This window comes from Neobacillus sp. BP17 (genome assembly GCF_059579525.1).
This window is the reverse complement of the sequence record NZ_CM184198.1, coordinates 3106871-3132257: the sequence shown is the minus strand read 5'-3', so window position 1 is coordinate 3132257 and position 25387 is coordinate 3106871. Positions and strand designations below refer to the sequence as shown.

Annotated in this window: 21 protein-coding genes and 1 riboswitch; of the genes, 16 read left to right on the top strand and 5 right to left on the bottom strand. The window is 39.8% G+C overall.

Annotated features, from left to right (window positions below):
* Positions 1-22 precede the first annotated feature (22 nt).
* Positions 23-1741 carry an assimilatory sulfite reductase (NADPH) hemoprotein subunit gene (gene cysI / locus AC4QJR_RS15175; RefSeq protein WP_375376855.1) on the top strand — a complete coding sequence of 573 codons (1719 nt, stop codon included), beginning with the start codon at positions 23-25 and terminating at the stop codon, positions 1739-1741.
* Between the two features lie 136 nt (positions 1742-1877).
* Here the strand turns inward: cysI and AC4QJR_RS15170 are convergent, their stop codons facing one another.
* Positions 1878-2327, bottom strand: coding sequence for a S1 domain-containing RNA-binding protein (locus AC4QJR_RS15170; RefSeq protein WP_026567489.1), 450 nt, complete (start codon positions 2325-2327; stop codon positions 1878-1880).
* A gap of 208 nt (positions 2328-2535) precedes the next feature.
* Between AC4QJR_RS15170 and AC4QJR_RS15165 the strand changes: the two genes are divergently transcribed.
* The 9 genes from AC4QJR_RS15165 to AC4QJR_RS15125 all read left to right on the top strand — a co-directional run bounded on the left by AC4QJR_RS15165 (position 2536) and on the right by AC4QJR_RS15125 (position 12386).
* Positions 2536-2961, top strand: a complete 426-nt coding sequence (locus tag AC4QJR_RS15165; protein ID WP_496523357.1) for a hemerythrin domain-containing protein — start codon at positions 2536-2538, stop codon at positions 2959-2961.
* 39 nt (positions 2962-3000) lie between these two features.
* Positions 3001-3312 (top strand): hypothetical protein, encoded by a 312-nt coding sequence (locus AC4QJR_RS15160; RefSeq protein WP_496523356.1) that lies wholly within the window; start codon positions 3001-3003, stop codon positions 3310-3312.
* Between the two features lie 18 nt (positions 3313-3330).
* The gene (locus AC4QJR_RS15155) at positions 3331-3618 is read left to right on the top strand and encodes a hypothetical protein (RefSeq protein WP_496523355.1); all 288 of its coding nucleotides are present in this window, start codon (positions 3331-3333) and stop codon (positions 3616-3618) included.
* Positions 3608-7288, top strand: a complete 3681-nt coding sequence (locus AC4QJR_RS15150; protein ID WP_496523354.1) for a nitrate reductase subunit alpha — start codon at positions 3608-3610, stop codon at positions 7286-7288. Before AC4QJR_RS15155 ends, AC4QJR_RS15150 begins: the two co-directional genes overlap by 11 nt.
* Positions 7278-8780, top strand: a complete 1503-nt coding sequence (gene narH, locus AC4QJR_RS15145; protein WP_496523353.1) for a nitrate reductase subunit beta — start codon at positions 7278-7280, stop codon at positions 8778-8780. The genes AC4QJR_RS15150 and narH overlap by 11 nt, the downstream gene beginning before the upstream one ends.
* On the top strand, positions 8777-9379 hold the full coding sequence (narJ, locus tag AC4QJR_RS15140; RefSeq protein ID WP_496523352.1) for a nitrate reductase molybdenum cofactor assembly chaperone: 603 nt from the start codon (positions 8777-8779) through the stop codon (positions 9377-9379). The genes narH and narJ overlap by 4 nt, the downstream gene beginning before the upstream one ends.
* A gap of 105 nt (positions 9380-9484) precedes the next feature.
* On the top strand, positions 9485-10174 hold the full coding sequence (gene narI / locus AC4QJR_RS15135; RefSeq protein ID WP_375376860.1) for a respiratory nitrate reductase subunit gamma: 690 nt from the start codon (positions 9485-9487) through the stop codon (positions 10172-10174).
* Positions 10175-10354: 180 nt separating this feature from the next.
* A complete protein-coding gene (locus AC4QJR_RS15130; protein ID WP_496523351.1) occupies positions 10355-11338 on the top strand; it encodes a proline dehydrogenase family protein in 984 nt (327 codons plus the stop codon).
* Positions 11339-11558: 220 nt separating this feature from the next.
* Complete coding sequence (locus AC4QJR_RS15125; RefSeq protein WP_496523350.1) at positions 11559-12386, top strand: dienelactone hydrolase family protein; 828 nt, start codon at positions 11559-11561, stop codon at positions 12384-12386.
* Positions 12387-12536: 150 nt separating this feature from the next.
* On the opposite strand, the gene AC4QJR_RS15120 is transcribed toward AC4QJR_RS15125, so the two are convergent.
* Positions 12537-12965, bottom strand: a complete 429-nt coding sequence (locus tag AC4QJR_RS15120) for a hypothetical protein (protein WP_496523349.1) — start codon at positions 12963-12965, stop codon at positions 12537-12539.
* A gap of 389 nt (positions 12966-13354) precedes the next feature.
* Between AC4QJR_RS15120 and AC4QJR_RS15115 the strand changes: the two genes are divergently transcribed.
* Together AC4QJR_RS15115 and AC4QJR_RS15110 are read left to right on the top strand one after the other, a co-directional pair.
* A complete protein-coding gene (locus AC4QJR_RS15115; RefSeq protein WP_496523348.1) occupies positions 13355-14167 on the top strand; it encodes an SH3 domain-containing protein in 813 nt (270 codons plus the stop codon).
* Positions 14168-14510: 343 nt separating this feature from the next.
* Positions 14511-16700, top strand: a complete 2190-nt coding sequence (locus tag AC4QJR_RS15110; RefSeq protein WP_496523347.1) for a SpoIID/LytB domain-containing protein — start codon at positions 14511-14513, stop codon at positions 16698-16700.
* Positions 16701-17065: 365 nt separating this feature from the next.
* Here AC4QJR_RS15110 and AC4QJR_RS15105 read toward each other — a convergent pair whose 3' ends face one another.
* A complete protein-coding gene (locus AC4QJR_RS15105) occupies positions 17066-17374 on the bottom strand; it encodes a 2OG-Fe(II) oxygenase (RefSeq protein WP_496523346.1) in 309 nt (102 codons plus the stop codon).
* Positions 17375-17378: 4 nt separating this feature from the next.
* On the bottom strand, positions 17379-17906 hold the full coding sequence (locus AC4QJR_RS15100; RefSeq protein ID WP_496523345.1) for a methylated-DNA--[protein]-cysteine S-methyltransferase: 528 nt from the start codon (positions 17904-17906) through the stop codon (positions 17379-17381).
* 309 nt (positions 17907-18215) lie between these two features.
* On the opposite strand from AC4QJR_RS15100, the gene AC4QJR_RS15095 reads away from it, so the two are divergent.
* The 4 genes from AC4QJR_RS15095 to AC4QJR_RS15080 all read left to right on the top strand — a co-directional run bounded on the left by AC4QJR_RS15095 (position 18216) and on the right by AC4QJR_RS15080 (position 23234).
* Entirely contained in the window at positions 18216-19040 is an 825-nt protein-coding gene (locus AC4QJR_RS15095; protein ID WP_098571317.1) for a formate/nitrite transporter family protein, read from the top strand.
* 184 nt (positions 19041-19224) lie between these two features.
* The gene (locus AC4QJR_RS15090) at positions 19225-20223 is read left to right on the top strand and encodes a VanW family protein (RefSeq protein WP_098571316.1); all 999 of its coding nucleotides are present in this window, start codon (positions 19225-19227) and stop codon (positions 20221-20223) included.
* 54 nt (positions 20224-20277) lie between these two features.
* On the top strand, positions 20278-21315 hold the full coding sequence (locus AC4QJR_RS15085) for an alpha/beta fold hydrolase (RefSeq protein WP_496523344.1): 1038 nt from the start codon (positions 20278-20280) through the stop codon (positions 21313-21315).
* Positions 21316-21479: 164 nt separating this feature from the next.
* The gene (locus AC4QJR_RS15080; RefSeq protein ID WP_496523343.1) at positions 21480-23234 is read left to right on the top strand and encodes a bifunctional metallophosphatase/5'-nucleotidase; all 1755 of its coding nucleotides are present in this window, start codon (positions 21480-21482) and stop codon (positions 23232-23234) included.
* A gap of 54 nt (positions 23235-23288) precedes the next feature.
* On the opposite strand, the gene AC4QJR_RS15075 is transcribed toward AC4QJR_RS15080, so the two are convergent.
* On the bottom strand, positions 23289-24971 hold the full coding sequence (locus AC4QJR_RS15075; RefSeq protein WP_496523342.1) for a hypothetical protein: 1683 nt from the start codon (positions 24969-24971) through the stop codon (positions 23289-23291).
* Positions 24972-25137: 166 nt separating this feature from the next.
* A riboswitch (cobalamin riboswitch) is annotated at positions 25138-25337 on the top strand.
* Positions 25338-25387 lie beyond the last annotated feature (50 nt).

Below are 25387 nucleotides of genomic sequence, written 5' to 3'. Positions count from 1 at the left end.
TGGGATGGAAAGGAGTTTCACCATGGTTAATCAAATTTTAAAAGCGCCTGAAGGCCCTCCAAGTGATGTGGAAGGTATCAAAGAAAGAAGTAATTATTTACGCGGGACACTTAAAGAAGTAATGTTAGACCGGATAAGTGCTGGAATTCCTGATGATGACAACCGTTTAATGAAGCATCATGGCAGTTATTTGCAGGATGATCGCGACCTCCGCAATGAACGTGCCAAACAAAAGCTTGAACCAGCGTACCAGTTTATGCTTCGTGTTCGCTTACCTGGCGGAGTTGCTACACCTGAACAATGGCTTGTCATGGATGAGCTCGCTCAAAGGAATGGGAATGGCACTTTAAAACTAACAACACGCCAGACATTTCAAATGCATGGGATTTTAAAGTGGAACATGAAAAATACGATTCAACAAATTCATTCCACTCTTTTAGATACGATTGCTGCATGTGGAGATGTAAACCGTAATGTTTTGTGTACTTCTAATCCGTATCAATCTGATATCCATTCTGAAGTATATGGTTTATCCAAAATGCTAAGTGATGATTTATTACCACGAACAAGAGCCTATCATCAAGTATGGCTTGATGAAGAAGTAGTGGCTGGTACTCCGGAAATTGAAGAAGTTGAACCAATGTACGGACCGCTTTATTTGCCGCGGAAGTTTAAAATCGGAATTGCTGTCCCTCCAGAAAATGATATTGATGTCTTTTCACAAGACCTAGGATTTATTGCCATTGTCGAAGACGGGAAGCTTATTGGTTTTAACGTCGCGATTGGCGGTGGAATGGGCAGTTCTCACGGTGACAAAGCAACTTATCCACAACTTGCTAAGGTCATTGGCTTCTGTAAGCCAGAGCAAATTTATGATGTTGCCGAGAAGACGATCACCATTCAGCGTGATTACGGAAATCGCTCGGTCAGAAAAAATGCTCGGTTTAAGTACACGGTAGACCGTCTGGGCCTTGAAACCGTGAAGGAAGAATTGGAACACCGTCTTGGCTGGAAACTGGAAGAGGCAAGACGATATCATTTCGACCATAACGGTGATCGTTATGGATGGGAAAAGGGCGTAAATGGTAAATGGCATTTGACACTGTTTATTCAAAACGGCCGCGTTGCTGATTTTGATGACTATAAGCTGATGACTGCTTTACGTGAAATTGCCAAAGTTCATACGGGTGAATTCCGTTTAACGACCAATCAAAACTTGATCATTGCCAATGTATCAGCACAGAAAAAGAAAGTAATAAACGAATTGGTTGAACAATATGGTTTGACCGATGGCAAGCATACTTCAGCTCTTCGCCGCAGCTCAATGGCCTGTGTGGCATTGCCAACCTGTGGATTAGCAATGGCTGAAGCTGAGCGGTATTTACCAGAACTAATTGATAAAATTGAAACGATCATTGATGAAAATGGCCTACGTGATAAAGAAATCACCATCCGGATGACAGGCTGTCCAAACGGCTGTGCCCGTCCAGGTCTAGGTGAAATTGCTTTCATGGGGAAAGCTGTAGGAAAATATAACATGTACCTTGGTGCTGCTTTTGATGGCAGCCGACTAAATAAAATGTACCGAGAGAACATCGGTGAAGAAGAAATATTAAGTGAATTGCGAGTTTTACTTTCTCGCTATGCGACTGAACGAGAAGATGGCGAGCACTTCGGTGATTTTGTGATTCGCGCCGGCATCATTAAAGCTACGACAGATGGTACCAATTTTCACGATTAATAATTAAATGAAAAAAAAGACAGGCGAGCCCTGTCTTTTTTTTGTTGCAATTAAGGAATGAAGCAATTAAAAAAGGCAAACATGTCTAAACACGTTTGCCTTTCACTATATATTGATTTATTAATAAACGATAAAGTTATCCGCGTCTTCCGCCTCTACCGCCACGTTTTGTTTCTGTGCTTCGTTTTAAGGTAGATAAATTCTCTTCACTAGACTTTAAAAACTTCGCAATTTTATCTTCGAAATTTTCCTTAGGTTTAAAATTACTCTTTGCACGGAAATCTTTAGAACGGTTATCTACTCTTCCCTGGCGTGGTGGACGTTGGGAATAAGATGAGGTTTGTCCTTCGGGCTTATCTATAGCTTTTTTGATGGACAAGGCAGTCTTTCCGTCCTTCTCACTAATTACTTTGACTTCAATTTGGTCGCCAACTTTTAAATGGTCATTTACGTCTTTTACATAGCTGTCAGCTACCTCACTGATATGAACTAACCCTGTTGTACCACCAGGCAATTCTACGAATGCCCCAAAACTAGTGATGCCTGTTACTTTACCTTGTACCTTTGTACCTACCTCGATTGACATAAAAAAATGTTCCTCCTCAATAATGTTACAACCACCTCATTATAACAAAAAGATAGGGATAATATCAATTCTTTCATTGGGTGCCTGACACCTTTTTTTACAACACCTCTCTTTTTTAAAGTTTATAGATAGGCTATATGGAAAAGATTATAATGATTTCCATTTTTAGTTATTTGCTATTTTGGAATAGGAAAGGAGTGACGTGACATTGTCAGGTCCTAGTTTAAGAAAAAAAGATGCGCATTCGTCCATTCATGAAGCCGCACTAAACGAAGCAATCGAGTTACGAACATTATTTCAAAAATGCCTGGAAGATGGTGACAATGAAAAGGCATTACAGGTAATAGAAGTTACGATTGAACATTGGGAATCTCGCACATTGAAACATGCCGAGGCGGAAGAGGAAGGGCTTTATAAAGATATTGTTGAAGCAAATCCAGATATGTTGACCACTGTAATCCAATTAACTCGAGATCATGACCTCATGCGGAGGATTGTAGACAATCTGAAAAATCTATTACAGTCAGATGAACCAAATCAACGGATGATTACATTATTAGATAGTCTGGTCATTATAGATCAAATCCATAATGACGATGAAATGAATAAACTTCTGGTTGAGGGAGAAAAATAAGCTTGGAAATTTTGGGTAATACAGGAAATGAGGGTGAAAATGAGAAAAAGACCAGAATTAGAGGAAAAGTTATTACGTTTTGCCGCACCAGCGTTGTACCAGCAAATGGCCGACACATTTTCGGATTATCATATCCATCCTTATGAGATCCATGGAACGGTCAAAAGAAATGAATCTGGGTTCGAAGTCACTTTACGGTTTTCACAATCATTTTCACATACAATGACAACACAAGTTACCTTGGAACAAGCGAGGGTCCCTGATGCTGACGTAGTTCAATTTTTTGCAGAGGCTGCCGAGAAATGTAAATCATTGTTAATCTCAAATTATTACAAAATGATTAAACTGTAGAGGGAGCTGACTAAATCATTGTTTTCCTTTGAAAATGATCCAATGCTAATCGACGATCGAGAGGATTTAATTGCTGTACTAAGGATGCGCTTTGGGGTTTTAAATGGTGAATTGATTCAGGAAATCTATGAAATTGAAGATATGAATACATTGCAACGCCTTATACTTGCTGCAGCAAATGCACCCAGTTGGGATACTTTTCTAGAGGAGTTTGAAAGCGGGAGTGACTCGTTTCGATTGTTGGGTGAAGAATTTAACCCATTGGCTGATATCCTGACAAGAAGGGGTGACACCGATGCAATCTAAAAAAAATAATCTATTCCATTCTCTTAAACACTTAGTCCGTGGAGAACGGATCAATGATGGCTGGACCGAAGAAAATCCCCGTCCACGAGATTGGGAAGAGGTTTACCGACGGCGCTGGCAGCATGATAAAACTGTTCGTTCAACCCATGGCGTAAACTGTACAGGTTCTTGCAGTTGGAAAATTCATGTGAAGGACGGCATTATCGCTTGGGAAACCCAGCAAACTGATTACCCGTCAACAGGCGATGATTTTCCTGAATATGAACCAAGAGGCTGTCCGCGTGGTGCCAGTTTTTCCTGGTATACATATAGTCCCACTCGTGTGAAATACCCGTATGTGCGCGGGGATTTATTTGCTTTGTGGAAGGATGAACTGACGAGGGCAAGTAACCCTGTTGAAGCCTGGGAAAATATTGTCACAGACCCGAAGAAACGGGAACAGTACGTAAAGACCCGTGGTAAAGGCGGTTTTGTTAGAGGTACATGGAAAGAAGTATGTCAACTCATTGCTGCATCGACCATCTATACTATTAAAAAATATGGACCAGACCGTATTGTTGGTTTTAGTCCCATCCCTGCGATGTCCATGGTTAGTTATTCTGGTGGAACAAGATTTCTATCATTAATTGGCGGAACAATTTTAAGTTTTTATGATTGGTATGCCGATCTTCCTCCAGCTTCACCACAAGTATGGGGGGACCAGACAGATGTTCCCGAGAGCGGTGATTGGTATAACACGAAATATTTCATCATTTGGGGTACAAATATACCGCAAACGAGAACTCCTGATGCCCATTTTATGGTGGAATCCCGCTATAACGGGACAAAAGTAGTAGGCGTTAGTCCAGATTATGCAGAATATGAAAAATTTGCAGATATGTGGCTGCCTGCCAAGGCGGGGACGGATGGAGCCCTTGCCATGGCCATGACCCATGTTATTTTAAAGGAATTTTATGTGGATAAACAAACACCGTATTTTATTGATTATGCAAAAAAATATACGGATTTGCCCTATCTTGTCCTTTTAACAAAAAAGGATGGCGGATATCGCTCCGATCGTTTTCTTCGGGCCTCTGATATTTCACAGGGGGATAAATTAGCAGAATGGAAAACTGTTGTTTGGGATGAAAATCTCAAAAACTATGCAATCCCTAATGGCAGTCAAGGTTTTCGCTGGGATGAGGGTAACAAGTGGAATTTAGATATGACAGCAGAAGATGGTTCAGAAATAGATCCGATGCTTAGTTTTTTTGATGAAAAAGATGATGTTGTGCTGGTCGAATTCCCTTATTTTGCAAAAGTAGAGGGTGGAACGAACAAACGTGGAGTTCCTGTGAAGAGGATAAAAGACCAGGATGGAAATGAATTGCTTGTTACGACCGTCTATGATCTCATGCTGGCTCATGTAGGGGTCAACAGAGGGTTGGAAGGAAATTATCCAGCAGATTATAACGATGAAAACAATCCTTATACACCTGCTTGGCAGGAAAGTATTACCGGTGTTAACAAATCCCATGTCATCCAGGTTGCTAGAGAATTTGCTGATAATGCAGCTCGTACCAATGGGAAATCCATGATTGCCATGGGTGGTGGAACGAATCACTGGTTCCATAGTGATCAAATTTACCGGTCAATTTTGAATCTCGTTTTGTTAACAGGTTCACAAGGGGTAAATGGCGGCGGCTGGGCCCATTATGTGGGACAAGAGAAGGTCCGTCCTTTAGAAGGTTTTGGGCAGATTGCGTTTGCGAATGATTGGGTGAAATCTCCACGCTTTATGAACGGGACATCCTTCTTTTATTTTGCAACGGAGCAATTTCGCTATGAATACGATGCGAACGATTCCCAAACTGATTGGGGAAGCGAATATGCAAAAATGCATCCCGCCGATTTTAATGCGATGTCAGCACGCCTAGGCTGGCTGCCAAGCTTTCCACAGCTTTCGCAAAATTCATTGGAAGTAGTGAAGGAAGCGAGGTCACGCACCGTTAACGATTTGGCTTTGATTGACGATGTAGCGAAACAGTTAAAAGAAGGAAGACTTGATTTTGCGATTGAAAATCCAAATGACCCGCGTAATTTTCCGCGTGTTTTTTTTAACTGGCGTTCGAATTTACTGGGTGACAGCGGAAAGGGTCACGAATACTTTGTTAAACATTTAATTGGCTCGAAGGATTCCGTCCTTTCTGAGGTTGAAAACTCGTGGCAGCCAAAGGATGTCAATATTACTGAGGATCCGCCCGAAGGTAAGACCGACCTGTTTATAAGTATGGATTTTCGCATGACCAGTTCAGGCCTGTTCTCGGATATCATTTTGCCTGCCGCAACATGGTATGAAAAACATGATATCAGCAGTACGGACCTGCATCCATTTGTTCACCCATTTAATGCGGCGATTAACCCGCCATGGGATACACGTAGTGATTGGGATGCATTCAGAGAAATTGCCAAGGAATTTTCTGAACTTGCGAAGGAACATCTTCCCGCACAAGAGGACCTTATTATGTCACCGCTTGCGCATGATACGATTAATGAAATTGCCCAGCCATTCGGAAAGGTGAAGGACTGGCGCAAAGGTGAAGTTGATTCAATTCCAGGCAAAACCATGCCTAACTTTACGATTTTAAAACGAGATTATCCTCATGTCTATGATATGTGGATTACAGTTGGACCCAATATTAAAAACGGCTATGGAACAAAAGGTGTGCGGATACCAGGTGATAAAGTATATAAAGAATTAATGGACCGACTTGGACCATCTAAGCATGAAGGGATAGGAAAAGGCTATCCGGATTTATACACGGACAAGAAGGCAATCAATGCGATTCTCTTAATGTCAGGTGCCACAAATGGGAAACGTGCAGTTGAAGGCTGGAAATCCATGGAAGCAAAAACAGGTAAAAAGCTGGCTCATATTTCAGAAGGCCGTGAGGAAGAGGACTATACGTTAGATGCATTAACCATCCAGCCTCGTCAGGCCATATCGACCCCTGTTTGGAGCGGTCTTGAGAATGATAACCGCCGTTATTCGCCGTTCACAGTCAATAAGGAATACCATATTCCGTGGCATACACTAACAGGACGACAAAGTTTTTACCTTGATCATGAAGTCATGCTTGATTATGGCGAGGGACTTCCATTGTATATCCCGCCTATTTCTAAAGGACCATTTATTAAAGGTGAAAAGGAAGTCGAGAATCAAGGGAAATCTATTACTCTTCGTTATATGACTCCACACCAAAAATGGGGCATTCATACCATGTTCAATGATACGACCCATATGATTCAACTGTTCCGCGGTTGGCAGGTGGTTTGGATGAATGAAGAAGATGGCGCAGAAATTGGCATAAAGGATAACGATTGGATTGAACTATATAATCGAAATGGCGTCGTTGTTGCGAGAGCCGTATTAACATACCGGATGCCGCGCGGTGCAGTCTATATGCACCATGCACAGGATCGAACGATGGGCGTTCCGGGAAATACGATTAATAAAACACGCGGCGGGACACATAACAGTGTGACGAGAATTTACCCGAAAGCCACCCATATGATTGGCGGATATTCTCAACTGAGTTACGGGTTTAATTATTATGGACCAACAGGCAGTCAGCGAGATACATTGACGATTGTCCGACCATTAAAGGAGGTCGATTGGCTTGAAAATTAAAGCACAAGTGGCAATGGTCATGCACCTTGATAAATGTATTGGCTGTCATACTTGTTCTGTTACGTGTAAGAATGTCTGGACCAACCGTCCTGGAATGGAGTACGTCTGGTATAACAATGTGGAAACGCGTCCAGGACCAGGGTATCCAAAGGAATGGGAAAACATCGATCGTTACAAAGGCGGCTGGGTCCTGCGAAATGGCAAATTACATTTAAGAGCAGGCGGGCCGATCTCGAAACTGGCGAATATTTTTTACAATCCCAATATGGCAGAAATAGATGACTTTTACGAGCCATGGACGTATGATTTTCAACATTTACATAAAAGTCCAAAGAAAGAAAATTTACCTGTGGCCCGGCCGAAGTCAATGATCACAGGACAGTATATGGATAAACCTGAATGGGGACCAAACTGGGATGATGACCTCGCAGGCGGTAAGGAAGTAGTACCAATGGACCCCAATGTCCAAAAGCTTCAGGAACACATTGCGATGGAATATGAGAAAACGTTCATGATGTATTTGCCGCGAATTTGTGAGCATTGTCTCAATCCTTCCTGTGTGGCATCTTGTCCTTCCGGCGCATTGTACAAGAGAGATGAAGACGGAATTGTCCTGGTCGATCAGGATGCCTGCCGGGGCTGGCGTTTTTGTATGAATGGCTGCCCCTACCATAAGGTTTATTACAATTGGAATACCCATAAAGCCGAGAAATGTAATTTTTGCTATCCAAGGACTGAAGCAGGACTTCCAACGATTTGCTCGGAAACCTGTGTGGGCCGGATCCGCTATATCGGAGTGGTTTTATATGATGCTGACAGAGTCAAGGAAGCGGCTTCTGTCAAAGATCCAAAGGAATTATATGAAGCTCAGCTTTCCGTCTTCTTAGATCCATTTGATCCAGAGGTAATTGCCGAAGCGGAAAAACAGGGAATCAATCATAGCTGGATCCAAAGTGCACAGGCATCTCCGGTTTATAAGATGGCAATGAAGTGGAAGATCGCGCTGCCGCTTCACCCTGAATATCGGACATTACCAATGGTTTGGTATGTTCCGCCGCTCAGCCCGATCATGAATCATATTACCAATGAAAATGAGTTAAGCGCGGATGGTTATATCCCTGCAGTGGATCAAATGCGAATTCCGATGGAGTATTTAGCGTCGATATTAACAGCCGATGATACCGATGTGATTCGCAGAGTATTGTTGAAGATGGCAGCAATGCGGGTATATATGCGTGCAAAAACAGTTGGCGGTGTAGATAAATTGAAAGTCAGCAAGCTTTTAGAAGAAGCAAAAACAACGGGTGAGGAACTTGAAGAAATGGCTCGTTTACTTGCAGTTGCCAAATATAACGAACGATTTGTCATTCCAACGGGCCGACGTGAAATGGATGGGGATTTACATTATAAGCAGGGTTCATGCAGCATCGAAGACCTGGCTCCAGCCGAAGGAATGGTCACCTATCCATTTGAAAGAAGTGAGAGTCAATGACAAATGATGCTTCGGCTATTTTAGTCATCATGTCGAGAATATTAGATTACCCTAATGATGAATTTTTTAAAGAACGGTCAATTATTGAGGAATTTGTAAAAGCACATATTTCTTCGGAGGAAATTCGAAACGAAATTGAAGCGAGGATTTTTCCTCTTTTCAAGATGGAACAAAAGGTGCTGCAAGAACTATATGTAGAAACATTTGATTATAAGGAAAAAACCAGCCTCTATTTAACCGCTCATGAACTGGGAGACAGCCGGAAGCGGGGCGCTGCCTTAATTAAATTGCAAAAACTCATTTGTGAAGGCGGCTTTGAATATGAAGGTAAGGAATTGGCTGATTATATTCCCATGCTGTTAGAGTTAGTGGCCGCAGCACCGGAGCATGAGAACTTCAACAGACTTTCGCAGCGCTTATCCTTTGCTATCCAGCGGCTATTAAACAACCTTTCGGACAGCAATCCCTATTACAAAGCCATTGATCTTTTGATGATGTTTGTATTTGAGGTGCCTGGAAAAGAGGAACTCATATTGTTGGAAAATGAACGAGAGGAAGCCGATTTGGATGAACTTCCTTATCCCGTTATGTATCGTTAGTAATTGAATGGATAGGCAGGTTTTAAAAAGGGGGATTTCTTTTGAAACCCAGGATTAGGCGGGTAATTCAGTTGCTTCTAAGTTAGTCTACGAAGGAGGTTGGAAATGGAATTCAGTTTTTGGTGGACGATTTTTCCATATATATGCGGTGCCATTCTCATTGTTGGGACATTCTATCGCTTTATTTTTCGAGGGAAAAGCTGGTATGCCCCTTCAACAGAGATTTTTGAAAAAAAATGGCTGCGAATCGGTTCAGTCCTTTTCCATTATGGGATTATTTTTGCCTTTATTGGGCATATAATGGGTGTCTTAATTCCAATTGGGTTCTATGAAGCCATAGGAGTTAATGAACATCTCTATCATTTTGGTGCCATTGCAGGCGGTGGGGTTGCAGGACTTATGGTTGTAATCGGCTTAGTGGTCATGATTATTCGAAAGTTTTCTTTTCCAAAGGTACGTGTTCATACGACATTTGGAGATTATTTCACGATAGTGCTATTACTCATCATCGCGGCCATTGGTACCTATATGACACTCATTTATAGTTACACCGTGGTAGCCTACGAGTATCGATTAACCATTGGCCCATGGTTTCGGAGTTTATTCACCTTTCAGCCGCTCTCAGAGCTTATGCTGGGGATACCTACCATATTCAAGGTCCATGTAATATTATCATTCATACTGTTCGCATCCATACCGTTTACACAACTCGTCCATATGTTTAGTTTTCCAGCACGCTATCCAACTCGTGCTCCGCAGCAATACCGATCACGCGATGGGTACGATAAAAGCTAATATGGTGCCTGACACCAAAAGAATCGTATGAAAAAACAGCCTTTGGGCTGTTTTTTGTGCGACCGGCAGGACGCTGCATTATCTTTCTACTAAAGCATTTAAGTTCGAAAATTCGCAAAATAAATATTAATGAAAGCGTATGCTATAATGAGGGAAAAACAACAGCAAGGGGTAATCGCTATGTTGAAAGACATTTTTATGGGCTTATCACAAAATCAATTTTTAAATAGTACAGCTAAAAAATATGGCTTAAAACTAGGGGCACAAAGTGTCGTAGCCGGTACCAATATACCTGAAGTAATCCAAAGTATTAAAGAATTGAATGCACATGGCATTTCATGTACAGTTGATAACTTAGGAGAATTTGTTTTTAAAGAAGAAGAGGCGACTCAAGCAAAAGAACATATTCTTAACGTCATCAATGCGATTCATGAGCATAAAGTGGATGCACATATCTCCTTAAAACCAACGCAAGTAGGATTAGATATTGATTATCAATTTTGTTTAAATAATGTAAGAGAAATCGTTGATAAAGCACATCAATTTGATATTTTTGTCAATATTGATATGGAGGACTTCAAACACCTTGAACCAACCTTTAATTTATTGGACGATCTATCGTTAGAGTATAATAATGTCGGGACTGTAATTCAATCCTATTTTCACAATGCACAAGAATACCTTGAAAGATTTCAAAATTTCCGTATTCGTCTTGTAAAAGGTGCTTATAAAGAATCAGCAGAAATCGCCTATCAAGATAAAAAAGATATTGATGCCAACTTTATTAAGATTGCCGAATGGCATTTGTTACATGGGAAATTCACTTCGATTGCAACACATGATCATCGAATCATCCAGCATGTGAAGGAATTTGTAAAGAAGCACGATATTCCGAATGACAAATTTGAGTTCCAAATGCTTTATGGGTTTAGAAAAGACATGCAGTTGCAACTGGCAAAGGAAGGCTATAACTTCTGTACGTACGTTCCTTTTGGAAATGATTGGTACGGTTATTTCATGAGACGTCTTGCCGAACGGCCTCAAAACTTAAACCTTGTCGCAAAGCAAATCTTTAACAAAAAAACAAATACTGTGATCGGTGTTGCCGCAGGAGCGTTTTTATTAGGAAGATTGACTAAGGCAGATAAGAAAAAACGTCGCTAATATATTAAAGCGCCTACAAAACTTTATATAAAACCCTAAACCTTCCTTCTAATCGAATGGAAGGTTTTTTTATAGTAGGCCACTCTAAAATAATGCCTATTAATGACTGCTTTTTTATATTCTATTTCTATTTTATTTATTTTTGGATACTTAATATGGTAAATTATGTAGGAAGTAGTATGCTTTATCTATACAAAAAATCAAAACAGTGAGGTGTAATATGCCGATACAATCAGAATGGCAATATTTAAATGGATCAAACGGAAAGGTACGAGCCTATATTTCTTCAATTGAGCCTGTAAATGAACCACGGCCAACCGTGCTCGTAATCCAAGAAATCTGGGGAGTAGATGCTCACATTCAAAATGTTGTCGAACGGTTTGCAGCTGCTGGATACGTTGCCATTGCACCAGATTTGTTTGCTGATCAAGGTATTCGATCAGAAGAACTAAGTGAGGAAAGGATTGTTGAAGCGAAAAGCTTTTTACATTCCATTCCACATACATCTTGGTTTAATCCTTCTGAACGTGAGAATGCTATCCTGCAGCAGCCACAAGAAAAACAAGCGACACTGCGCACCACGTTAAATACTCTGTTTGGGAAGTTAGATCCAAATAAATCTGAGAATTTCATCCGCATTTTAAAAGATTCGGCTGACTATGCACGAAATACACTGCCAAAGACAAAAGGAATGCCTGTTACATCTGTTGGCTTCTGTTTAGGTGGCGCTCTTTCCGCAGTTCTAGCAGCACAGGATCCTAACCATGCGGGATCGATAGTATTTTACGGACGTCCACCCCGTCAAAATATTGCTAATATCGAATGTCCAGTTCTCGGATTCTATGGTGGGGAAGATCAGAATATTACAAACTTAATTCCTGATTTCGCTGAAGAAATGAAGAAGCATGAGAAATCATTTGAGGCAATTGTATATCCTTATGCCCAACACGCTTTTTACAATGATACAAATCCTACTTATCATCCAAAGTATGCAAGGGATGCATTTGCAAGGACGTTGACCTTTTTGAATAGAGTAACAAATAGTTAGTCAGACCGATTAATTAAACGCAATTTTTGACAATTTGTCAAAACGTAAAATGCACTGTCCATACCTGGATGGTGCTTTTAATTTCGATTGGACCACTTGATCCAAAGAAAAAAGGCACCTAGCCTTTGTAGTTTATTTACCACAAAGGTGTCAGGCACCTGGCTTAACTGCGTTATATGAAAAATTGCTGTCATCCCATTGGAAAATTCCTTCTTGGAGTTTAATTGTTGCATCAAAGGGGCGTTCAATCGGCAAATCATCTTCTTGGTGTGTTTCATCAATTATTTTATCATATTGTTGATTAAGGAGTTGCTTCTTTAAACGAAGCATATCTAGTTTTGAAGCAACACGAAGGATTTTATCAAGCGTTAACTTCTTTTCACTAATCCCATGGCTGTTACAAATGCTCGTCTGAAAGCTCTTATTGTACTGAAGCATCATATGCAAATCATTAATACAAGCTACGCCAAATACCTCTTTTATTACGTCCTCATAGCGCAGCTGGGTGCCAGTTGCGAATTTAGTAATATTCTTCTCAGGATTTTCTAAGAAATAAACTGTTTCGATAAAATCTTCCATGAAAACACCCTTTCTGTTTTTCCAAAACGGTCAAGTGAAATATCAGTATCTTTTTTAATTGTAACATATTTTTAGGGGGGTTGCTGAGTTAACTCGAAATATGTAGATATTTGTCGGAAGAAATAAGAAAAAAGATAGGTATGGGTATTTTTTCCTTGTAAAATTATAGATTATTATGTGAATTTTGATATAATAATATAGTCATATTTAATCAGGAAAATAATTTAATAGGAGGAAAAATAAAATTTTTAATTAAAATTTTTATTTATATCATGATATTAGCACTAGTTTTTCCGTTAATTAATCCTAGTGATAAAGTGCTAGCTTCAACGTGTAAAGGGTTGACGCCTTTAACAGATCCTGTTGCAATTAGAATGGATCAGGGGGAAATGGTGATTTGGGAGAATGTTCATCCCAATCTGCTTTCGGCCAAGATAATTTATGAAAAATTGTTGAAAGCCAAAGGCTGGAAGATCCAATATAAATCCGTCTATCGTCCCTATCAATATCAAAAGCACTTTTATGAAATTGTAAATGGGGTTTCGTCAAAGTGTATACGGTCGGTACGCAGCAAGCATGAACTGGGGACAATGGTTGCTAAGCCTAGCACAAAAGCACCACATCTAAGAGGAATTGCTTTTGATGCCATAATTTTTGATAAAAAAGGAAAGCAGTTAAATGGCTTACACTTCGTAAGTGCATCTCTCAAAAAAATAGCAAAGCAAGCGGGTCTAAAGTTTATTAGTGAAAGCAGGGATGGTGTCCATCATGAACTAATTACTACCACCGTGCCGAAGGTTACTGCGAAGGTTCCGTCACCTGTACAAACTACATATCTAGTAAAAGGAAAGATTACATACAAACCTGGACTTGATGTAAAAAACTTCCCATATAATGCGGCACCTAAAATAGGAAATGTACAATTAAAAGAAAATGTTGAAATCGCCGCAAAATCTGGTGATTGGTATAAAATAAAATATGGGAAAGGGTATGGATGGATAAAGAGCGGAACTAAAAACCTCTCCATAATTCCTCTAATGCCGATCATATCAAATTTAAAGATTAAATATGATGTGAATTTATATGACAAGCCTACCATTTCGATGAAAAAAACGAGAACGATCGTTCCGCAAACAGTAAAGGTTATGAAAAAAAGCAAAAATGGATGGTACTTAATTAATACGACTTTAGGAGCGAAATAGATTTATATAAATCCGAAACCAGTGAAATACCTCCAAATTAACAAGGCGGTAAAACTTTATAGCAAGCCGTCTGTATCCGCGAAGTCAAGCGGAAAAATCACTCCTCGAAAAGTTAAGGTTTTTGTTGATAGAGGAGACGGCTGGTATCAAATTTCTACCAGTTCCGGACCTAAATGGATTCAAATTACTGCTCGGTAATAATACTCACCAGTTTTGGTGAGTTTTTTTATTTTTTACAAAAATATAGGACTTATGACTTACCAATATTATCATGTTGTTTATTAATAGATTCATAAAGTATGCTATTATATGAACTTCATACTTTTATGAATGGAGAATGATATTGAAAAAATTGTTTGCAGGCTTTTTGGCCTTTTTAATAGTATGTAACATGATAAAATTAGGTGGTGTCTCAGCCGAAAACATAGAACCCAAGATTAAAGTGAAATTGGTTAATAATCTCGGAAATAAAGCAGAGTTAACCATCAAACCATCAGGTGTTTATTATGTCGAGAATTCAACTGTACGATTAACTTCTGGAAAGTCTTATCTATTACAATATAAGAATAATAAAATAACGATACTAGATGGAACCACACCGTTATTTACCTCAGATAACCTTAAAATCAAACCTGCCAAAGAAACCGATTATTTATCGATTAATAATCGGAATTATTTAGGTTCATTTCAATTTGTCCCTGAAAATTCTAAGTATGTTCGTCCGATTAACGAGATTTACATGGAAGATTACCTAAAAGGTGTTGTCCCTTCTGAAATGTATGCCAGTTGGAACCGTGAAGCATTAAAAACGCAAGCGATAGCGGCAAGAACCTATGCACTTACTTATAAATCAGTAACTATTGATGATACGATTAATTATCAAGTTTATGGTGGTTATACTTGGAATCCCAATAGTACAGCTGCAGTGGATGAAACAAAAGGGGAAGTCCTAAAGGCAAATGGCCGGCTAGTTAGTGCCGTTTTCTCTGCAAGTAATGGCGGGAAAACAGAATCAAATGCCAATGTCTGGGGTTCCTCGCCACTCTCATATTTAACGATTAAAGAAGATCCGTATGATGCAAAAACTGCTTGGAAATTCTCCATAAATAAACAGCAATTTAATCCCGCTAATTTGACATGGACCCAAATGAAAGAAAAAGATACTACCATTATTAATATGATAAAAGCTTGGATGGCCACGCATGGCTATGCTGGAAAAGAAATTAAAATTACAGCTATACCTGTACTAAACTTGCACACCCCAACATCTGGCGATCGTGTTTCCAAGGGAAATATAACGGTTGAATTTTTAACAAAAGATAAAATTGACGAAAATGGCGCTTATATTCCGCAAAAATTAGAATATAAAAATGTAGCAGCCTCACAGATTCGTGCGATGGTCGGCAATCGGATGATGTTGAGTTATCTTGTTTCAAACATCGCAGATACGGACGGAACCATTACAGTTTCCGGATTTGGTGACGGCCATGGTGTTGGGTTAAGTCAATGGGGTGCACAGAATCGTGCCGAAGCAGGCCAAAAATACAATCAGATTCTTGCCTTTTATTACGATGGTGCATCCATTGTAAAAGAGTATGGTGACAGACCTGTGCCTGTTGTAGAAACTCCAGCTGAACCAACCGAACAGAAAGCAGCAGATGCGACAGAACAACCAGAACCATCAAAACAGACAACTGGTACAACTGAAGAACTAGCGGCAGTTAAACCGGTTCAGGAAACGCCAATGACTCCAGTTTTAGACCAAACTGCTCCAACGATTAGTGAAGTCAAAGTAAATGACGATCATTTGAAAAATAAAACATTTGTTAGCTTTAAGACGAACGAAAAGGCAAAAGTAACAGTTTATCTTAAGGACAGCAAAGGCAAGATTTTCACCTATTTATTAAAAGATGCACTAACAGGAGCAGGGACAATTACCAAAGAATATAACAGTTATTCTTTAGCTAACGGAAAATATTATGCAGGAATTATTGCCGTTGATTTGAGTAATAACCGATCTTCGACATTGCCATCTTTTGAAGTAAAAAAAGACAAGACAGCACCTAAATTCAGTGGCGTTAAAGCAAGCATAGATAACAAAAATAATAAAGCCCACATTACTTTTAAAACTAACGAAAACGCAAAGGTAACGGTGTATATTAAAAACAGTTCCGGTAAAATCCTAAGCTACTTGAAAAAAGATATCCAAACAAAAGCAGGGACCATTAATCAGGAATACAATACCAAATCATTAGGTAATGGGAAATATTCGGTTGTAATATCTGCGACGGACACAAGTAAAAATCGTTCGAGCGTGACAACTAGTTTCGAAGTTAAAAAAGTTGTCAAAATGAAAACGGGAAAAGTGACTGTAACCCGACTGAATGTCCGCAGCTCAGCCTCCACTAAAGGCAAAGTGATTGGTACGTTAAAGAAAAATCAAACCGTAACGGTTGTTTCGACAACTGGTTCATGGTATAAAATCAAATATGGCAAAACGACAGGTTATGTTTCAAAATCATATATAAAATAAAAAGGCAGAGACTTCTGCCTCAGGTTGTCGAGAAACGTTATTTTTCTCGGCAATTTTTTATTGATATATGGTTTCTGCGATTGGGCCTGTTGATTTCCGCTCCAGGTGCTTCGCTTTCCGCGGGCGTGCCGGCGAGCCTCCTCGGCGCCATGGCGCCTGCGGGGTCTCTCCAGACCCGTACTCCCGAAGGAGTCTTCGCACCTTCTGCTCCAATCAACAGGGGGATTCTCAACCTAATTAATTGCAACACACTTTTTCAAGCCTGGCTAAGTGTGTTGCAATCTCTTTATATTTGGAATGCTCCAGTGAAAAAATAATGACTATCGAGACTTTCTCGACAGCCCCCATTAGAGACTTCTGCCTTTTTACATATAATGGATCTCCAACCAGCGGTTCGCTGCTTTTGCCAGTTCTGGGTAGAAACCCGTACGGAGTTGTTGTAGTAAAGGTGGGAGAGGCGCTTGATAGTATTTGTATTCTCCTTCCCCAAATCTGTATCGTTTCATATTTATCGTGCTGCGGAAATTGGATGGATCATCGTATGTTTTAATCATTTCCTGGCATTGAAGCGGATCCAATAATGGAGGCAGCTTTGCAAATCCTTGTATTTCTAGCAGGTGATGCAACTTATCCCAATCTAGTGATTCAATCCTGTCAGAAATATTATTTGGCATGGGCTTACAATCCCTTCATGTTGGAAGCAAATTTTTCTAAATCCAACAGTTTTTCCTTCATCTCCAAACCGCCACGAAATCCAGTGAGTTTTCCGTTCTTTCCAATCACCCGATGGCAGGGAACCGTAATTAAGATTGGGTTTGCCCCGATGGCAGAGGCCACTGCACGAACTGACTTAGGTTTTTGAAGGATTTCTGCGATTTCCGAGTATGTATGTGTAGATCCGTAAGGAATTTCATTTAATGCGTTCCAAACAGATTGTTGAAAAGGAGTTCCATAAAAATCGGTTGGAAAAGTAAACTTCGTCCTTTTTCCTTGAAAATATTCAGCGAATTGGTCAGCATATAGGTGCATTCGTTGATCGTCTGGTTCCAATTGGTGCTGAGGGAACTTTTTCTGCACCCAGTCCCTTAATTCCTCAAAGCCCTTATGGTCTGATCCAACATAACAGAGTCCTTGGGTTGTTGCTGCAAGATACATTTCCCATGGGCCATGAACAAATAAACTCCAATAAATGATTTTTCTATCCATAATAAAGCCTCTTTTCTTTATTCAATTCTGTTCATTTGACGATATTCTGATGGTGTAAAGGTTGTTATTTTTTTAAAGTGTGGCGAAATGAGTTGGATTTGTTATTCCTATCTCCATATCAGTATACCTCTATTAAAAGAGGGAAGTAAGTAATTTTGAGTATAAAAGCAAGAATACAAAGATAAATGTAAGCGCTAAAAAATAGTTAAAGAAATTTTCACAGGATTTTAGAAGAATTTGTTATAAAATAAATATGTTAAATATTTCACAATCTAAAAGAATCTAGTTTATTTAAAAGGAGTCCTTCTGATGGGGTACAGTAAACCCGAAAAAATTATGGAAATTACCATTGAGAATGGAGTGAAAAAGGCAAATTACCCGCTGCTACGAACATTGATCCTGGGTTTTGAGGCAGGAGCCTTTATTGCTTTAGGTTATTTACTCTTCATCCGTGTAACAGCAACTCTTACAGGAAATATAGAAGGATTAAGCAGCTTGATTGGTGCCTCTGTCTTTCCAATTGGTCTTGTCCTTACCTTGTTAGCTGGTGGAGAACTGTTAACTGGGAATATGATGGCAGTTCCAATAGCAAGTATGGCAAATAAGATTAGCACCAGGAAGGTTATTTATAATTGGTTCCTTGTAACGTTTAGTAACTTTGTCGGGGCCCTATTTGTGGCTTACTTTTTTGGACATTTGGTTGGACTAACGGAAACAGGACCATTTTTGGAAAGAACGATTAGTATTGCTGACCATAAATTAGAAGCCACTTTTCTCCAAGCTTTCATTTCAGGGATCGGCTGTAATTGGCTAGTGGCTGCGGCTGTATGGCTTTCATATGGAGCAAATGATATGGTCGGAAAAATTACCGGTATTTGGTTTCCGACGATGGCTTTTGTCGCGATTGGTTTTCAACACGTGGTTGCTAATATGTTTGTGATTCCTGCGGCGATTTTTGCAGGCCATTTTACTTGGTTAGCCTATTTAGAGAATTTTATCCCTGTTTTTCTTGGAAATGCGGTGGGCGGATCAGTATTTATCGCAATGGCCTATTGGCATGCCTATAAGAAAAATGAACTTACTATAACTGAACCAAAAGTGATTCAGCCTATAATGAAAAGTAATATTAGATAAACCAGTATACAGAAAATTAAATAATTTCTTATGATATATAGCTCCTAATTAATAGGGGCTTTTTTCATGTTTGAAACACTTATCAATCATATTGACAGGTTATCTCGAATAAAATCGGAGAATGAATGGACTTCATTTGGAAGTCAAAATCAAGCATGAAAATATTGGATAAGAGGTTGGGGAAATGAAAAAAAGCTCGTGGTTAATTGCAGTTTTAGTCAGTTGTAGTTTTTTAGGATTGGCCGGTTGTACAGAAAAATCAGTGAAAGAAAAAGCGGTTGAAGAAAAAGTTACAGAACCAAAGCAAAATTCGGTTCAAACACCTCAAGGAGAACCCCAAAAGGAAGAAGAACCAAAACCTATTACTGTTAATGTAATCGACCCCAATACGAAATCGATTATCAAAACCTTTCTTCCAGCCGACATGGGGTTTGGAACTAATAACGAAGCGTATAAAAAGGAACTAGAAAAGTGGGCAAAGGAATTGGCAAGAGGAACGGAAACTACCCCTGGCTATGATCAACGAATGGTTCTCGATAAGATCGACTCAAACGGTCAAATCATTAAAGGGAAACCGAGAATTATTTTAGAAGAATCCGAGTTGGTTGAAAGGGTGTTAACTGCATCGGCAGCGGGAGGAGATGTGGAACTGCCTCTTTATGTGACTGAGAGCGGGTATAAGCCGGAAGATGTGAAGCAATTAGGGGAAGTGGTCGTTGCAACCTATACCACCAGATTTAACAGTGGGGTAGTGGGAAGGTCGAAAAATATCAAATTGTCAGCAGAGGCAATCCATAATGTTATTGTGGGAAGCGGCGATATTTTCTCTTTTAACACGACAGTTGGGCCAAGTGATGCCGAACATGGATATCAAAAAGCAAAGGAAATCGTGAATAAACAATTAGTCGATGGTATTGGCGGGGGGATTTGCCAGACTTCTTCCACTCTGTATAATTCAGTGGACCAATTAGGTGTTAGTTATATTGAAAAACATCACCATTCCTTGTCAGTAGGTTATGTCCCTGCGGGCAGAGATGCCACCGTCTCCTATGGCGGCCCAGACTTCAAATTTCAAAATACGACAGGTGCACCTTTTATCATCCAATCCATCTACAAAAAAGGAGCCTTAACCATTGAAGTAAGAACATCAGCAGCCTTCCAAGCTCTGATCGCGAAACAATAACATGGTGCCTGACACCATGCGCATTTACTACATAAAAAGAGGGGGGAGTGAATTATGGGGTTGTTTTCGAAGCGAGAGTTTACGATTGCTGATGAGGGAATTGACTTGGTTGACAAGATAAACTTGGGTGGAGTAGAGCATTCTGTTCTGATTCAGGGAAATGATGGAACGAAGCCTTTGTTGTTGTTTCTCCATGGCGGCCCCTGTATGCCGGTTCCGGGCGTTGTTTCAAGAGGCCAGGATTATGCTGTTTCTATTTCTACAAAGGAGCTTGTTAAACATTTCGTGGTGGTGTTTTGGGACCAACGGGGGGCTGGAAAAACCTATCATAAAAATACACCTAAAGAGTCCTTTCGAATTGAGCAATATATACAGGATTGTCATGACTTAATCGATATCTTAAGAAGTCGGTTTAAAAAAGAGAAGGTTTATTTAGCAGGCCATTCTTGGGGGACGATTATCGGTTTATCGATCGCATCCAGGTACCCAGAAAAACTTCACGCATATTTTGGCATATCGCAAATTATCAATTGGCAGGATAATGATCAGATTTGTTTTGATTGGTTAAAGGCTCGGGCCGAAAAAGCGAAAGATTGGAAAACACTGAAGAAATTAGAGGAATTAGGCCGCCCGCCATATTTGTTATTGAAACAATGGACAGATTTCCGCAGGCCACTGATAAAATATAATTCGATGGTTTATGAAAGTAAAACCGTGAAGCACCCAGGCATCCTTGGCAGCTTAAAGCTTTTCTTAAATAGTTCAGAATACTCCATGAAAGATATCTTCCATACACTTTATAGTTCCTACAAACTAACCTACACCCAAGCATTAGTGGAGGATTTTGCACATGTTGATTTTAAAAGAACAAAAAGAATAGAAGTCCCTCTGGCCTTTTTACATGGGGCAAAAGATATTCATGTATACGGTAGACCAGTTGAGCAATTTTTTCAGGAACTTGATGCTCCGCTTGGCAAAGAATTGGTTTGGTATGAGAATTCTGGGCATATGTTTCACCCAGACGATACAAAGAAAATTGAAAAGTTTGTCATAAAATACGCAAATAAACTATCAGAATTGATGGTCGTTTAACGACATTAATACGATTTAAAAAGCCCATAATTTTGTCTTCAACAATGAAGTTGAAGCATAATAGTGGGCTTTTTCTAATTATGATATGTAGATGTGCATATTCCTTCCATTGAAAACAAAAAATACCATGGTTCATTCATTAAATAGTGGGAGGATTTGCACGCATGGATTGGTTGAAAAAAGCATTTATTTCGTTAACTCTCGTAATTTTAATCGGGGGCTTTGGAAATCTAAGTGTGGCAGCTAGTAACCTTAAAGAATCGGAACACCAAGATCAAACGGTACGTCAATCCCAGTCTGTTGGGTCTAGCAGACAAAAGCCAACAGAAGCAAAGAATCAAGGCTTATCAGAAGACTACCATGGGCATAAATCTAATCGTCCAGAAACGAAAAATCCTAAGAAAAAAGCGCCTGCAGCGAATAATCGTTACATTCCGATTCAATTGTTAGGAATTAATGATTTGCACGGACAATTAAATGTAACTCGGAATGTTAACGGAAAACCAGCTGGACGGGTAGATTATTTAGCCGCCTATTTAAAACAGCGTGAAGCAGAAAACAAAAATACACTGTTGATTCAAAACGGTGACATGGTTGGAGCTAGTCCGCCAGTTTCTGCCCTTTTACAGGATGAACCGACGATTGAAATCTTGAATAAACTTGGTTTTGATATCGGAACTGTTGGTAATCATGAATTTGATGAAGGGGTAACGGAACTGCTCCGCCTGATTAAGGGTGGATCACATCCGAAAACCGGAAAATTTGCCGGCTCAAATTTTCCTTGGATAGTTGCGAATGTAATCGATGAAAAAACAGGAAAAACAATCCTGCCGCCATACCAAGTGATCAAAGTAAATGGAATGCCGATTGGCTTTATCGGTGTTGTTACTACCGAGACGCCAACAGTAGTTATCCCAAGTGGAGTGGCCGGATTAAAGTTCACTGATGAAGTAGAAGCAATCAATCGGAATGTAGCCGAATTGAAAAAACAAGGTGTAATATCAATCATTGTTTTAGCCCATAACCCAGGTACTTCCGGTCCCAATGGAGAGAATCCAACTGGGCAGCTGGTGGATATTGCCAATCGGGTTGACGATGAAGTGGATATTATTTTTGGCGGACATAATCACGCCCATATGAACGCAACCATCGATAATAAGTTAGTAGTGCAATCGTATTCCTATGGCACTGCATTTTCGGATGTGGATATTGAGATTGATCCAAAAACAAAAGAGATAGTCTCAAAATCAGCAGAGATTGTCACCACGTTCCAGGAGGGGATGAAGCCCGATCCAGAGATTAAACAAATGATTGAGGGCTATGAAGCAAAAGTGGGACCCATCGTTAATCGGGTGATCGGCTCTACAGCTGAAAGTTTAACAGCTAAACAAAATGAGAATGGAGAGTCTGTCCTTGGGAGTTTCATTGCCGATGCACAAAGAAATGCGCTAAAAACGGAATTCGCGTTTATGAATCCTGGCGGAATTCGGGCTGACATTGATCCTGGAGAAATAACTTGGGGAGAAGTTTACACCGTTCAGCCCTTTAATAATGATCTTGTAAAAATGACGATGACAGGGCAGCAGATTCGTGACTTGCTTAATCAGCAATGGAGTGCAACCAAGACAAACATGCTGCAAATTTCTGGTTTAACGTATTCTTGGGATGCGAATAAACCAATCGGACAAAGAATAGTTAGTATTAAATTGCCAGATGGCACAGAAATCGATCCAAATAAATCTTATACTGTGACAGCGAATATTTTCCTCTCTGGCGGCGGGGACGGATTTACTGTATTTACCCAAGCTCAAAACAAAGAAGTGGGTCCTAATGACCTGGATGCGTTAGTCAACTTTATCTCAGCCCAGCCTAAACCGTTCACTTATCGCATTCAAAATCGTATTCAAAAGGTTCAGTAAAGAGAAATAGGGTGTCAGGCACCAATTGGTGCCTGACACCCTATTTTTGTTTCCCTATTGTAAGGCTTCGATTGCTAACTCTTTGGCAGGAAGGAAGTCTTCGCCTGTGTCGAGGTAGCGAATGTTAACTTTATCCCCTTCTTTAAGGTAGATAGCGAGTGGAGCCTTTTCGGAAGAAATGATAAAGTTTTGGCGGTTGTTTAATAAGAAGGAGACAATGGTGAAATCCCCGTTTTTCTCCTTATAGACTCTCATCACTGTACCGGTGATTTGTTTTTCTTGTGCTTTCGAGCTTCCGTCTACCGTACCTTTGCCCCTTTGTAAGGCGGTTTTATATTGCTTAAGGGCCTCATTAGGAGTGCTGGCGTATACGGAGATTTCTGGATTCGCTGCAGAAACAATGAAGTAATTTTGCAGAAAACCATTTGAGTCTAATACAGGTGTTAACCAACTGGCTTCACCATAAAAATTGTAGAGAATCGGCATTTGCCCAAGCCATTTCTTTTCAATAAATTTCTTCTCAATGATCTGCAATGCCCCTTGTGAATCCATATAAGATTGCTCTGGGTTTCCGGTATAAAATGTTGCTTTTCCTGTTCGTGAGTTGGTCAGCGAGTACCCGAGCATGGAATCGACGCCTTCTTTCGGGCTAGTGAAATCTGTAAAATAGTACATCTGTCCATTCTCATCAAAGATGGGGCTTACATTTGACTCCGTGCCTTCATCTGATGGAAGTTTCACGTCAGATTTACCGAAGACACTATTCCAAAATCCATGAACAAGATTCCCGTAGTAGCTGTTTTGCAAACTAACGGCTTCTGGCGAAACTGCGCCATCGATAAATTCCGGGACATCTGCTAATGGATAATCTTTCATTGCACCATTCTTAGAATCGACGACAACCAGACCTTTAGCTGTAAATCCATTTCGGGCGGAAATAAACTTCCCATAAGTACGGATGTAAAAGGGTTTTCCATTCTCGTCAATTTCTAATTGAACACCGCCAAAGAAAATTTTCTTCGGATATTTCATACGAATATGCCGCTCAATATTTTTATTAAAATAAGAGGAAGGGGTAAATATCATTTCTGATTTGATGAATTTAGGATTCGCACTAGAATCCGTTGCACTTAAGGTAAAGTAACCAGGTGTACTGTTTCCTTTCCACCATTTAAAAAATCCGGAAAACTCCACAGGTGCAATATATACATAGTCATCGTTCAGCTTTTGAATTTGCAGGTTCCCAAGCTCATAATAGCTTGTGTTCGGAACTTGTCCAAACGCTTTTTTCATTTTATTGCGTGCAAACTGCGGTGGAACACTGGCAGGTGTTTCTTTCTCATCAAAAGTTTGAATTTCAACCTTTTCATCCATCTTGGCAACTTCATACTTTTGATCAGCATTAAAGATAAATGCGATTAAGAAATAAATTCCAAGGCCTAGACTTGCAAGGAAGAGAATTCCTTTAAGTACTCTTTCTGTGCCTTTGGCAAGAACGGCCCCAACAGCGGTTAGGAGAATAGCTAACGGCCATACCGAGGTGAAATTTCTATCATAATTAGTAAAATAATAGAATACAAACACTGCTATCATGAGTATCAAAACAAGTGCAATGAACACGCCGATTTTGAGTGTTTTTCCCTCTTTTTTACTTTCCTTTTCAGGTTTAAAAATTGGTATTAGAACAAGCGCAGCAGCTATCCCAATAATCAATGTAAATAGAATAATGTTCCCCATAAAAATGCCTCTTTTCAATTTGGTCTTTCTTCATATACGGATATTCAATCAAATTAGTTTCATTTTAAAAAAATAATAGACTTGAAATATCATAAAGACTATACTATTATTAATAACATTGATTCACTACATATTGTTTTTATTTTTAAAAAAACAACTATATATTGTGTTAGCCTTAAGAGAAGATGCCCATTGTGGCTTAATAGGGAATCTGGTGTAAATCCAGAGCTGCCCCCGCAACTGTAAATGCTGACGAAATGAACAAACCACTGTATAAGATTGTCTAATCTATTAGGTACTTATATGGGAAGGGTTCAAAGTAGATAGAAGCATGAGTCAGGAGACCTGTCTTTCTTAAGATGTTTCAACTTCTTCGGGGATTGAGAAGATGAACGGTGGCGACAGGAGGCATGGAT

Coding starts and splice junctions, on each gene's coding strand:
- cysI (WP_375376855.1), top strand. CDS start 23: ATGGTTAATCAAATTTTAAAAGCGCCTGAAGGCCCTCCAAGTGATGTG.
- AC4QJR_RS15170 (WP_026567489.1), bottom strand. CDS start 2,327: ATGTCAATCGAGGTAGGTACAAAGGTACAAGGTAAAGTAACAGGCATC.
- AC4QJR_RS15160 (WP_496523356.1), top strand. CDS start 3,001: ATGAGAAAAAGACCAGAATTAGAGGAAAAGTTATTACGTTTTGCCGCA.
- AC4QJR_RS15150 (WP_496523354.1), top strand. CDS start 3,608: ATGCAATCTAAAAAAAATAATCTATTCCATTCTCTTAAACACTTAGTC.
- narJ (WP_496523352.1), top strand. CDS start 8,777: ATGACAAATGATGCTTCGGCTATTTTAGTCATCATGTCGAGAATATTA.
- narI (WP_375376860.1), top strand. CDS start 9,485: ATGGAATTCAGTTTTTGGTGGACGATTTTTCCATATATATGCGGTGCC.
- AC4QJR_RS15130 (WP_496523351.1), top strand. CDS start 10,355: ATGTTGAAAGACATTTTTATGGGCTTATCACAAAATCAATTTTTAAAT.
- AC4QJR_RS15125 (WP_496523350.1), top strand. CDS start 11,559: ATGCCGATACAATCAGAATGGCAATATTTAAATGGATCAAACGGAAAG.
- AC4QJR_RS15120 (WP_496523349.1), bottom strand. CDS start 12,965: ATGGAAGATTTTATCGAAACAGTTTATTTCTTAGAAAATCCTGAGAAG.
- AC4QJR_RS15115 (WP_496523348.1), top strand. CDS start 13,355: ATGGTGATTTGGGAGAATGTTCATCCCAATCTGCTTTCGGCCAAGATA.
- AC4QJR_RS15105 (WP_496523346.1), bottom strand. CDS start 17,374: ATGCCAAATAATATTTCTGACAGGATTGAATCACTAGATTGGGATAAG.
- AC4QJR_RS15100 (WP_496523345.1), bottom strand. CDS start 17,906: ATGGATAGAAAAATCATTTATTGGAGTTTATTTGTTCATGGCCCATGG.
- AC4QJR_RS15095 (WP_098571317.1), top strand. CDS start 18,216: ATGGGGTACAGTAAACCCGAAAAAATTATGGAAATTACCATTGAGAAT.
- AC4QJR_RS15090 (WP_098571316.1), top strand. CDS start 19,225: ATGAAAAAAAGCTCGTGGTTAATTGCAGTTTTAGTCAGTTGTAGTTTT.
- AC4QJR_RS15085 (WP_496523344.1), top strand. CDS start 20,278: ATGGGGTTGTTTTCGAAGCGAGAGTTTACGATTGCTGATGAGGGAATT.
- AC4QJR_RS15080 (WP_496523343.1), top strand. CDS start 21,480: ATGGATTGGTTGAAAAAAGCATTTATTTCGTTAACTCTCGTAATTTTA.
- AC4QJR_RS15075 (WP_496523342.1), bottom strand. CDS start 24,971: ATGGGGAACATTATTCTATTTACATTGATTATTGGGATAGCTGCTGCG.